The sequence below is a fragment of the Lunatimonas salinarum genome, from assembly GCF_017811155.1.
GTDB classification, from domain to species: Bacteria; Bacteroidota; Bacteroidia; order Cytophagales; family Cyclobacteriaceae; genus Lunatimonas; species Lunatimonas salinarum.
The window spans coordinates 155,477-168,154 of the sequence record NZ_JACVCV010000004.1; the positions used below are offsets into that span (position 1 = coordinate 155,477).

The following is a 12,678-nucleotide window of genomic DNA, read 5'->3' on the forward strand; positions in this document are numbered from 1 at the left end:
ACTATTATGGAAACAGGAGACGCTCTTATTAATAATAAACACCTATCCAATGCATCTTGGACGGGTCTTTCAGGTTGGTTATGGTTACTTTAGACGGAAATGAAGCGCGAACATCGGGATTTGTCTTATAAACCTCGTCTATCGTGTACTCGACCCAATTAAACCCCTTCTTCAGGCTGATTTCAAAGACATATTCTACGGGCACCTCCGTATTGTCGTCAGCATACACGCTGCTCGTACAGGATGTGCTCAGCTCCACGTCTTCGTCCACATACATAACTTCATAAAAGGAGCCCTTCACGGCATTATTATAGCCAGAATCCTCCAACCATGGCTTAAGTGCTTCATCCGACAGTAAAAAAACAGTTCCCGCCCATTCCCCTTTACCATTGGTCATCCGTACATAATCCTGCCTAGCTGCTGGCTTTTCGGCCTGATCACCGAAGGCATCTGGACTGCAATTGAAATGAAAATTGAAATACAAAGGCCCCATAGACATTGACTTATAATCATCTGGTATCTTTTCGAGACTAGTATCGGCTAAGCTCGCCGTAAAGGCACCCTTCTTATCCACCTTGCCGATAGATATGGGATAGTCCATCCCAAAAAGCATGAGCACCAAATCCATTTCGGCTTTCCCATGGTTCTTTACGTTTCCGGAAAGTTGCTGGCTATTGGCCTGAAAAAACAGCAATAGGATGGCAATTGTGAGCAATGACTTCATTTTTATAAAGATTTAGGTTGACAGTGAATTTATTAATTGCTAAATATCGGACAAACCAACCTGGTAAAATTGCTGGTATGTAACAAAGGATAACACGTATGTATCATTTTAGAAAAGAAAGGCTGATCAAAACAAATGATACCATAAGACGAAATTATTCAAATGATTCTCACCTATTCCTTCACTTACCGGCCTTTTTGTAAGATATTGCCACAACCAATGCAATACCATGAGATTGTCTATTAAATCCCTAAAATTCACGTCGCTCATTTGGGCACTTCTAAGCATAGCGGAGCTTAGCTTTGGGCAGGTAGACCTTTCGTTTAGGCAATTGTCCGTGAATGACGGACTCTCTCAAAATTCGGCCGTCTCCATTACCCAAGATCGGGAAGGATACTTTTGGATAGCCACCCAAGACGGGTTGAACAAGTATGATGGAATAGGTTTTACGGTTTTCCCCAAAAAATTTGCCGATGTCACCCAAGAATCACACCTCCAACTGGGCAAGGTGCTTGCAGACCAAAAAGGCAGCATTTGGATCATCCCAGAATCAGCTGTTCCTGAGCGGCTACTTCCAGGAAAAAAGGAGTTTGTAGCCGTAAACGATATTTCGATGGCTAGCTGTATACACGAGGGTGACAATGGAGAAATATGGATAGGGGCATTTTCTGGTCAGCTATACCGGTGGAACGAAGACACAGAATCTGCCGAGATCATACGGGAATTCCCTTCCCGTGAGTTGCTTGACATTGCCGACTATGGGGAAAATTCACTATTAATAACCTTTAAGGATGGAGTGCTCGTTTGGGACAGCGCCAGCGATACTGCACGCGAATTAATTGGTTCGAACGACAGACACTATTATTCTTGCGCTATTCAAGATGGCCAGGGAAACATATGGGCCGGCACTTTAAATGCGGGCGTACAGCTCATCGAAAATGGCTCAAACACGCCCAAACCGATCCATTCCATCTTCCAAAACCTACCCAGTGGGTTCGAACGCGAAATGATTTTGGATATAATGGTAGATCGGAGAGGAGCCATTTGGCTGGCGACCTATGGACAAGGCGTAATCCAACTCCATACCGATGCCCTATCTGCGGATAACTATTTTTTTCAAAAACAAAATCCACGTTCCCTTCATTACAATGATGTACTTTGCATGTACGAAGATTACACCGGTACGTTATGGTTTGGGACAGACGGCGGAGGCTTAAGTTTTTATGACCGTTTTCTCGAAAAGTTTAGTTTTTTCCACAACCAACAGGTGCCTGAAAACATCCATATTGACGTAGTCCGTTCTCTCTATGTAGATGAAAACGAATCCCTTTGGATAGGCACTTCAGGCAAAGGACTCACGTCCTATCATCCTAAAAACAATACCTGGAAAACCCGAACAGCATCCGACATTACCCAAAATTCCATCGCCAGCAACCGGGTGATGAGTTTATTGGGCGATGGAAAGGGTAAACTTTGGATTGGGTACCAAGATGAGGGGCTGAGCATCATGGACCTTAAAACGGAGAAATTCCAACACTATCACCCCAACAGCGAGATTCCACTGCCCGCAAACACGGTGTGGAAAATCATCCGCGACAGTACAGGACGGTGCTGGCTGGCAACCCGAAACGAAGGCTTGATCCAGTTCGACCCACAAAAAGGCGTGATCCAACAGTATGTACACGATGCTGCGGATCCCTTTAGCATCCCCGGAAACAACATCAGAACAATTGAGGAAGGCGAAAACGGCGAATTCTGGATAGGGACAGAGAATAACGGGATAGCACGTTTTGACTCCAAATCCGGCAGATTCGAGACCTGGAATCACGGAGAAGAAGATTCAACCTCAATTTCATCCAACAGCATCAAATCCCTGTATTTCGATGGGCAAAAATTGCTCTGGATAGGAACAAACGGGTCGGGGATCAGCATACTGAATACAGAAAGCGGTGAAGTAATTCGAATTTCCAGCCACCATGGGTTAGCAAATGATGTCGTCTATGCCATTCTACCCGACGACAATGGCAACTTATGGGTAAGTTCCAATAAGGGAATCTCCAAAATTTCACCCTCTGTCGGCAAGCAAGCCTACGAAGTAAGAAACTACACCAATTACGATGGCCTCGCCACGGAATTCAATACAGGAGCCTATTTCAGAAAGTGGGACGGTTCACTTTATTTCGGAAGTTTAGAAGGGGTTTATTGGTTTAACCCCGGAAACATTTTTTTGAATGAGACTCCCCCAAAAACTGCCATCACCGGAATAGTTGCTTTTGAGCAGCCTATTGATACGGCAGAAGAAATAGCATTGAAGCATTTTGACAACACCCTCACTATCAGCATGGCCAGCCTGGTATTTTCACTGCCGAACAAAAATGAATTTCAATACAAACTCGAAGGGCATGATGCCGATTGGGTGTTTTCGGGAAACAACCACCAAGCCCGATACACAAACCTCTCCCCGGGCGATTACACCTTTTTTGCCAAATCCTCCAATTACGATGGCGTATGGTCTGAAACCCCCGCCTCACTTAACTTCACCATTTTACCTCCCTGGTACCTGACCTGGTGGGCCTACCTAGGGTATGCTCTTTTGATTTCAGCCGGCTTGATGTGGGTATATACCTACCTAAAATGGCGCTGGCAAATGAATTATAACCTAAAATTAAAGGAGGAAGAAGCATTACATTTATTGGAAATCGACCGATTTAAGACAATGTTTTTTACCAATATTTCCCATGAGTTTAGGACGCCTTTAACACTGATTTCAGGCCCGGTGGAGCGGTTGATTAGCCAGTCTGACAGCCCTGTGGTCAAATCCCAGTTAAACCTGATCAAACAGAATTCCCAACGGCTTCTTAACTTGGTGGATCAACTGCTGGAAGTTTCGAAGATAAAATCCGGAAAACAAGTCCTCAGTATCCAAAAAGGAAATCTTGGCCTACTGCTTCAATCCATTGTTTCAAATTTTTTTTATTTTTCCTCGGAAAAACAGATACGACTGCGTGAAAGCATCCCCTTGATGACCGAAATTTGGTTTGATGCCGACAAAATCGAAAAAATAGTCGGTAATCTGCTGCAAAATGCCATCAAGTATGGAAAACCCGGCACAACGGTATCGCTTCACGCTGAAATAGCCAACAAGCACCTTGTCCTGCGGATAGCCAACGAAAGCCAGATCAAATATACCCGCGATCAACTATCCCGGCTTTTCGATAAATTTTTCAAACCCAACGCAAAATCGGAAGGATTTGGAATAGGCCTCCCCTTGGTCAAAGATCTGGTGGAGCTCCACAACGGCCATATTGACTTGGAAGTACACGAATCCGACATCTTCGAAGTTACTGTTCAAATCCCCGTTGATAAATATGCTTTCCGGCCCGATCAGGTGGTGGAAGAGGAGGAATTCTTAGCGACTACAGAAATTAACAGGCCGCTACCTCCCGCTGAGGATGCGCCATTGATTTTGGTGGTAGAAGACAATTCACAAATAAGAGATTTCGTGAGAGAATCTATCAGCCCCCTATACCGCGTGGTGGAGGCCGTCAATGGTACAGAAGGGTTGTATATGGCGTTCAAAAAGATTCCCGATTTAATCATTTCGGATATCATGATGCCGGAATTGGATGGAATTTCCCTTTGCCGTCAGTTGAAAAAAGACGAGAAAACATCCCATATACCCATCATCTTACTTACCGCAAAGATCGGCGAGGAAAGCCTGCTAAGTGGTCTGGAAGTAGGTGCGGATGACTTTATCCCAAAACCATTCAGCACCAAACAACTGTTACTCCGTATACAAAAACTGATCGAATTAAGAAAAAATCTGCGCATCCACTACGGTAATAAATCAAACTTTTCCCCCACCGAAATCGCTGTTTCCTCCACGGAAGAAAAATTCTTGGAAAGGCTTCAAAAAATAGTCGACGAAGAACTGATGGACTCAACCTTTACAGTGGAAAAATTTTGCAAAAACATGGGCATGAGTAGAATGCAGCTACACCGAAAACTCACCGCCCTCACAGGACTGTCCACGTCGGCGTTTATCCGGGATCAACGACTGCGACTTGCCCTACAGCGCCTGTCTAAATCCGGAGAGACGATTTCAGAAACCGCCTATGCCGTGGGATTTAGTTCCCCATCCTATTTCATCAAGTGCTTCAAAGAAACCTATGGCATGACTCCTTCTGAATTTGTAGCCAAAGAGAAATAACCGCTTCGGTTTTTGCCCTTTCCGCATCCATCACATGCGTAACTGAGTGTGCTTTCAAACAGCTTTAGGCACCTAAAATTTCAGTATATACTCCTGAAGATTATCTTCCCGCTGTAGGTCAAGCTTCTTTCTCAGCCGGTACCGCGCTATCTCTACACCTCTGACAGAAATATTCATGAGATAAGCAATTTCCTTCGTGCTCAAATTCATGCGCAGGTAAGCACTCAGCTTAATCTCCTGCGGACTGAGGTCGGAAAAGGACTTCTTGAACCGGGACATGAAGTCGCCATGCACTTGGTCGAAATGGATTTCAAACTGCTCCCAATCCTCGTCCTCGGCAATATTTTTCTCAATGTTTTTGATCACTTTTTGGATCTCATTTTTCACCTCTTGGTTCTTGCTCTTTTTGATGATCCCGGAGAGATTCCCTTTGACTTGGTCAATAAACCCATTTTTGGTAATTAGGTGCATCGTGGCGGTCGCAAGCTCTTTGTCTTTAAGCTGAATTTCCTGCTTGAGCTTCTCTGTTCTCAGTGACTCCAGTTCTTTTTGGGAGCTCAGCAGCTCCGACTCCTTTTCTTGTATCACCCGCATAGAAGCATCCTTCATTTGCTGGGTTTTTTGCTGAAATCGCCTGTCCACCGTCCGATAGCCCAGAAGCCCTACCAAACAAACCAACAGAAAATAGGCTCCATAGGCCAACCGGCTTCGATACCAAGGCGGCAATACTTCGAAAGACCAAATGGCTTCGGCGGCTATTTGACCGTATAGGTTTCTACTTCTGGCACGGAAGGTATACTTCCCTTCGCTCAGGTTGGTATAGGCTTTTTCATTGCTTTGAGTCCATTCTCCATAACCTTCCTCCAATCCCTCCAGCCAGTATTGAAAGGCAAGTTCCTTCTCATTGTTAGGCGTTGGGTTGCTCGCAGTAATTCGAAGATTCGCCCTGCTATATGGAATATTTGGCCGCCATTTCTCCCCGCCGGACACGGTGTTTGCCGTCCCCCCGGCAAATATCAGGGAATCAACTGCTCCTGTTAGGTGAACCGAACGAATCAGTGTTGGGTAGTCGTGAGGACGGTAATTTCCCTCATTTAGGCTAAATCGAACGAAGCCCTCGTTTGCGGCAAACAGCACTTCATTTCCCCGAATGGCTGATATATTCTGTAGGTCATCATTCAGTAAAGGGCGAAGCTGATTGAATAGCTCGGTACGTTTCACAAATCTTCCATCCACCCGTTTTTCCAATACCCCAACCTCCTGTGCTCCGATAAAATAAATATTTCCTAGCGGATCCTCCAGAAGCACATGCAGCAAATCTCCATTGCCAAAAAACTTCTGGAAGAATTCGTCGCGTTCAAAGCGCCCCCTTTGCTCATCAAACCGGAATATACCGGATTGGGTGGTAAATACCAGTCGGTTGTTGACATACCATACGTTGTTCATGGTTTTGGAGGGAAGCCCTGCCTCCTGCCCATACACCTCCACTGAAACACTCTGAAGCTTATTGTCCAACTGAAGTTTGTACAGTCCCTTGTAGCCATGAGCCACCCAAATATTCCCTTGGGCGTCTTGCTCGATGATCCGGCTTGATTCTGTAAACCCACTTATTTTCCGCAAATAACGGATACCGGCTGGATCAATCTCATACAGGTAAATGCCATTATACCCACCTACCAAGAGTAAATTGGAATGACCCCGGAGTGGTTGGAAATTCCAAATACCTGAGGGTCCATCGACCCTCTTGGCGATCCCATTGTCCACGACAAAGGCGCCATCATTGTGCGCAATTAAAAGCTGATCTTGAATCGCCTTCAACTGATAAACCTGTCCTTGGGAATTTGGCAAAAAAACAGCGTCTTCGCCATCGGCTTCTGTATCCCCCAATACATAAACCCCATTGTTGGTTCCCAAATAAAGACTTCCATCAAACAGTGTAGCGTGATACCCCGTCCCGGTAAGTCCTGAAAACTGATTAATCTTCCGAAAGGGATTGACCAGTTCGAGTAACGTCAGGCCATTGGCATGTCCTATCCAAAGGTTTCCCGAAAGATCTTCAAAGAGAGAAAGGATGGCATTGTTTGTTAGACCGTTATTTGTATCAAGGTGCAAAAGCTGTTGCCCTTGTTCATCCAGCATGTAGAGCCCGTCAGTTTGGGTCCCTAGGATAACCTGTCCATTTCTCAGGCGCAAGGCTGTGTTGACACCTGTTCCATCGGCTTGCCTCCATGGAGTGATTGTTTCGCCTTGCACATGATAAACGCCTTGATCCCGTGTAAAAACAAGCAGGACACTCGGTGATAACTGTAGGACCGATGTGACCAATTGATCCTGAAAAAAGCGGGCTCCGCCAATTGGAGTCGGCTCTCCGCCCTGCACCACTTGCAGCCCCTGACCCACCTCATTGATGTATAGCCTATTTCCATTGAAATGGAAGCTTTCGAAGGAACTCTTAGACGAAAACACCTGCTGAAACTGCCGGTTCTTGTCAAAAACAAAAATATGTCTATCCGTGCAAAAATACAGGGCATCCGCCAACAAGTATACCCTCCAGACTTCTTCCAATTCACGGTAGGCTTCGGGAAGTTCGCCCCGCAGAGACTGAAACGCAAACTCGCCAGAAGAATCTGGCCCAAAAAAACCAAAATCCCCCTGACCGGCCACATAGATCAGGCCATCTTCACCCAACTGCACATGGCGTACCTTTGATCCGGAAGGAAGTGCATAGCGTCGCCAGGAAGTTCCATCGTACTCCAACAACCCGTAGTTGTTTGCGATGTAAATAATCCCAGTAGGATTTTGAGTGATGGCATAGTTCTGTATTCCTCCCCCGTATTCCTGACTCGCATAATACCTTGAGAAAGGCAATCCCAAGCCCTGCCCAAACAGGACAACGGCTTGAAAAAAGCTCAATAGATAAATTAGCAGTGACTTCAACTTTTGGGTTTAGTTAATTTGACACACAAGATACTAGTTTTATCCGTGATGTAGTAAGTTATTGAAAAAAATGAGTTGAGATCCTTTTAAAAAAACCCCTCAAATTGAACCAATTAAAGCCTTTTTAGTTGTTTTGATGAATTATTGTGAAAGGCTGCAAAGTACAGTGATGTAGTATTGATGTACTGGCTTTTTTCGTATCACTAATTTTTAACGCCAACTTGTAGGCTCATAAATCCAAAAAAAATGAAAAAACTATTACTGTTTTGTTTTGCGCTCTCGCTCCATGCGGGAGTATGGGCGCAGGGAGACGTAGTGAGAGGGCAAGTCACGGATGATACCGGCTTTCCACTACCGGGAGTTAGCATTTTGAAGCTCGAATCTGTTGTAGGTGCTGTAACGGATTTGGATGGCAACTACACCATCAATGCTTCTACTGGAGACAGACTCCAGTTTTCGTTTATAGGGTATAAGCAGCAGGTAATTACTGTGGAAAATGCCGGAGAAATAAACGTTGTTCTCCAAGAAGACCTCACTAACTTAAATGAGGTAGTCGTCATTGGATATGGTACAGCTACCAAGAAGGAGCTCACAGGGGCTACCTCCCAACTCAAAGGAGAGGCCATCGAACGCATGAATATGCCGAGAGTGGATCAAGCCTTACAGGGACAATTGGCAGGCGTCAATATATCCACCAACTCAGGCGCACCAGGAGGCACTTCAAACATCCGTATCCGAGGTATTGGAACCTTTGGGGATAACGATCCACTCATATTGGTGGACGGTGTCATTTACGATGCCGCCGGACTTAATGCCTTAAATCCAAACGATATCGAATCAGTAAATGTGCTAAAAGATGGTACCGCTGGAATCTATGGGGTTCGTGCTGCCAATGGCGTAATCCTAATCGAAACGAAAAAGGGTAATCTCGGCACGAAGCCAAGACTGGATTTTACGGGTTATTACGGCGTGCAGGAAACCGCACGGAAGCTCGACCTGCTAAATGCCCGGGAATTTGCCATTCTGAAAAACGAAGCCTTCGCTGCAGGTGGCCAACCCATGCCCTTTAATAATGTGGCGTTGGGCGAGGGCACCAATTGGCAAGATGCCGTGTTTCAAACGGCGCCTATTCAGGAATACAATATGACGGTAACGGGAGGATCCGAAAAAACCTCCTACTCCATCGGAGGATCCTACTTTTCACAGCAGGGTATCGTGGGTGGTCCCAAGGCTAATTTTGAGCGGTACAACGCCCGTATCAACTTCACTACAGAGCTGGCTCCGCGGGTTAAGCTTACCAACGTGCTTTTATACACTCGGGAAGAGAGCAAAACGCTCCCCCAAGGAGGAATTGGCTCGGTACTCTACAACACCATCAACGCCTATCCAACAGAACCCATCTTTGTCGGCAACAGGTACTCCTACCTAGAAAATGTAAACGACATCATCAACCCATTGGCACAGATGGAAAACGCCTACAACGATGCTTGGGTAAACAAGCTCGTAGGTAAAGAGGAAATTGAATATAAAATCAACGACAACTTCACATGGACCGGCCGTGCAGGCTATAACTATGCCCTGGTTGATTCCAAGGTTTTCAATCCGTTGGTTTGGTATGGCCCGGGAAAATTTGCAAACTCAGCGAGAAACGCCAACCTTGATCCCGTTCTTGTCGATGTAGGCGGATCGCAGATCGAGCGGGGTGCCAGTGTGTTTGAATCCAGAAGCACCTTTTTGGATTACAACCTGGAAACCTTCCTAAACTTCGAAAAAGCCCTGACTGAAGACCATCGGGTGAAGGGTATGTTTGGGGTATCCTTAGTAGGAAACCGAAGCGAAGGCTTAAACGGCACCGCATTTAATATCCCAAACAATGACATTAACTTTGCCGATATTTCCGCAAACCAAGCTCCCGGCGGATTTTTGAACAACGTCGGCTCTTTTCAGAGCAGGCAACGACTTACCTCTGCCTTCATTCGAGGAGAATACGACTTTCAGAAGCGCTACCTCTTCTCTGCCATTTTACGAAGAGACGGTTCGTCTAACTTTGGTCCAAATAACCGGATCGGGTACTTCCCCGCAGTCTCTGGCGCTTGGGTCATTTCAGATGAATCCTTTTTCAGCTCGAGTATCGTAGACTTTATGAAGTTGCGTACCAGCTTTGGGGTCTCCGGAAATGACCAAATTGGTCTATTTAGGTACCGAGGGTTACTAAACGGCTCTGCCACGTATGTATTCAACGATTTTATCGTGAACGGTGCGGCCATCGGAAATACGAGCAACCCGGATCTAAAATGGGAAACCACATACCAGACAAACATTGGACTGGACTTCTCCTTCTTCCAAAATTTGGACTTTACGGCAAACTATTTCATAAAAAACACCAAGGATCTGTTGTTTCAGCCTGACGTATCCGCCTTGTTGGGATCTTACGGACCAGGGGGGTCGCCTCCGGTTATCAATGCGGGGGATGTGATGAACCGCGGCATCGAGCTGGAACTGGGCTATGGCACGGTAAGACCACAGGGTGTCAACTTCCGATTTGATTACAACGTCACCTTTCTAAAGAATGAGGTAACGGCCGTTCCCGAAGGATTTGAATTTATTCCAGGCGCACCGTTTAGTGTCGGTGGCAATGTGGCCACCAGATTCCAGAAAGGATTTCCAATCGGCTACTTCGTAGGATATGAAACAAACGGTATCTTCCAGTCTGCGGAGGAGGTGGCTTCCAATCCGGTTACCCAACCCGGTGCCATGCCAGGTGATCTTCGGTTTGTGGACTATAACGGCGATGGAGCCATCAGTTTTGGCGATGATACAGACCGAAAAATGATCGGATCGCCTATTCCGGATGTGGTAATGGGCTTTAATTTCTCCGTTGACTTCAAAGGAATCGACTTCGGCGCCAACGTGTATGCGGCACTTGGCCAAGAGATTATCCGAAACTACGAAAGGCAACAGCCATGGGCCAACCAACTTAGCTACAACCTGGGCCGTTGGACAGGTCCGGGCACTTCAAATGACATCCCAAGACTCACCACTGGAGCCACCAGAAACACTGTTTTCTCTGACTTCTATGTAGAAGATGGTTCCTTTGCCCGATTGAGAAACGTACAGATGGGCTACACGCTTCCTACGGAGCTTTCTCAGAAATTCGGAGTGCAATTTTTTAGATTTTATGTAGCCGCCAATAACTTGATCACCTTGACCAGGTACCAAGGATTTGACCCGGATGTGGGATCAGGTAATCCGCTTGGTTCTGGAGTAGATAATGGTATCTACCCACAGGCAAGGACAATAATGGCAGGGTTTAACATTAAATTTTAACATCATGAGAGGTATATATAAGTGGTTATTGATTATCCCCATAGGGATAATATCAGCATGCGACAGCCTGCTGGATATAGATCCTGAATACACCCAGGATGCAGAAAATTTCTTCAATACAAGAGAAGACTTTGACCGGGCGATCATCGGCGTCTACGACATGCTACAGCCCGCCTATCTCAATATGTGGATAGGGGAAATCGCCTCCGACAACTCCATCGCCGGTGGAGAAAGCGTAAACGATACACAGGGGCTGCATGAGATTCAAAACATGACGCATGGCGGCGTAAACGAGGAGTTGCGTGCCGTGATGCGGGTAAATTACACCGGTATTGCGAGAGCAAACTACATCTTTGAGAATCAGGATAATATCGAATTTGACGGCAAAGACCTCATCCTTGCAGAGGCGAGAATGATGCGGGCTTATTTCTATTTCAATTTGGTAAAGTACTTTGGAGATATGCCACTGATAGTGGACCGACGGATCTCAATAAACGAGATCTCCAATTCCTCCCGAACACCAAAAGCAGAAATCTATGCCCAGATCGAATCGGATCTCCGGTCAGCCCTCGAGGTGCTCCCCGCGACGGTCAGCGAAACGGGGCGTTTGACTTCCGGTGCTGCGGCAGCGCTCTTGGGGCAGGTGCTACTCTATCAAGGCAAATACAGTGAATCCGCCACGGTACTGGGCAATCTGATTGATAACAATGCGGCCGGATACGACCTATTTTCAGACTATAGCACGCTGTTTTTGGTGGCAAACCAAAACGTATCTGAAGATGTGTTCACCATTCAGTTTTCCGGATTGCAGGGCGGTGACTACGGTTGCCTAATCTGCCTGAATGGCAACGCTGCCGTCGGATTCCATGGCATCAGGCTGTATGAAGGGCCATTCTATGCAGACGGCAACAGCTATAACCTCCCCACGCAGGATCTTTACGACTCCTTTGAAGAAGGCGATATCCGACGAGGGGCCACCATATTGGATATTGAAGCATTCATTGCCGCACAACCCAATGCAGATGAAATCACCTATGCGATCGGAGGCGGAGGACATACAGGCTACTACAATAACAAATACATCAAGCGTGCAGACGAACGAGGCCTGCCGGATGATGACCTTACCAGCCCCCTTAACTACCGGGTAATCCGGTGGGCAGACGTACTGCTTATGGCAGCGGAAGCATTCCAGCGATCCGGTAACGATGAAAGGGCAAGAGTAGAGCTAAATAAAGTGAGGGCAAGGGTACAAATGCCTTCCATCAACGCTACAGGAGACGCACTGTATCAAGCCATACTACGGGAGCGGAGATTGGAGCTATCCGGCGAGGGTTACAGATTTTGGGATCTGGTACGAACGGGCCAAGCTGCTGAGCGAATCAGCGGGTTTGTGACCGGCAAGCACGAAGTATTCCCCATCCCACAGGTAGAAATAGACTTGGCCGGGGGCAATTGGAATCAGAATCCGGGTTATTAAATT

Annotated in this window: 5 protein-coding genes; 3 read left to right on the forward strand and 2 right to left on the reverse strand. The window is 46.4% G+C overall.

All coding sequences use genetic code 11. From position 1 onward, the window contains the following. Positions 1-28: 28 nt before the first annotated feature. Positions 29-724 carry a hypothetical protein gene (locus IAQ59_RS06290; protein WP_209329942.1) on the reverse strand — a complete coding sequence of 232 codons (696 nt, stop codon included), beginning with the start codon at positions 722-724 and terminating at the stop codon, positions 29-31. A 229-nt stretch (positions 725-953) separates the two neighbouring features. Here IAQ59_RS06290 and IAQ59_RS06295 point away from each other — a divergent pair, with 229 nt between their 5' ends. Continuing rightward, on the forward strand, positions 954-4,934 hold the full coding sequence (locus tag IAQ59_RS06295; RefSeq protein WP_209329943.1) for a hybrid sensor histidine kinase/response regulator transcription factor: 3,981 nt from the start codon (positions 954-956) through the stop codon (positions 4,932-4,934). A 72-nt stretch (positions 4,935-5,006) separates the two neighbouring features. Here the strand turns inward: IAQ59_RS06295 and IAQ59_RS06300 are convergent, their stop codons facing one another. Continuing rightward, positions 5,007-7,871, reverse strand: a complete 2,865-nt coding sequence (locus IAQ59_RS06300) for a ligand-binding sensor domain-containing protein (RefSeq protein ID WP_245189462.1) — start codon at positions 7,869-7,871, stop codon at positions 5,007-5,009. A gap of 246 nt (positions 7,872-8,117) precedes the next feature. On the opposite strand from IAQ59_RS06300, the gene IAQ59_RS06305 reads away from it, so the two are divergent. Then, the gene (locus IAQ59_RS06305) at positions 8,118-11,198 is read left to right on the forward strand and encodes a SusC/RagA family TonB-linked outer membrane protein (protein WP_209329944.1); all 3,081 of its coding nucleotides are present in this window, start codon (positions 8,118-8,120) and stop codon (positions 11,196-11,198) included. A gap of 4 nt (positions 11,199-11,202) precedes the next feature. Next, positions 11,203-12,675 (forward strand): RagB/SusD family nutrient uptake outer membrane protein, encoded by a 1,473-nt coding sequence (locus IAQ59_RS06310; protein WP_209329945.1) that lies wholly within the window; start codon positions 11,203-11,205, stop codon positions 12,673-12,675. Positions 12,676-12,678: the final 3 nt, after the last annotated feature.

Excerpts from the sequence above, each read along its gene's own strand:
- IAQ59_RS06305 (WP_209329944.1), top strand. The coding sequence starts at position 8,118 with ATGAAAAAACTATTACTGTTTTGTTTTGCGCTCTCGCTCCATGCGGGA.
- IAQ59_RS06290 (WP_209329942.1), bottom strand. The coding sequence starts at position 724 with ATGAAGTCATTGCTCACAATTGCCATCCTATTGCTGTTTTTTCAGGCC.
- IAQ59_RS06310 (WP_209329945.1), top strand. The coding sequence starts at position 11,203 with ATGAGAGGTATATATAAGTGGTTATTGATTATCCCCATAGGGATAATA.
- IAQ59_RS06295 (WP_209329943.1), top strand. The coding sequence starts at position 954 with ATGAGATTGTCTATTAAATCCCTAAAATTCACGTCGCTCATTTGGGCA.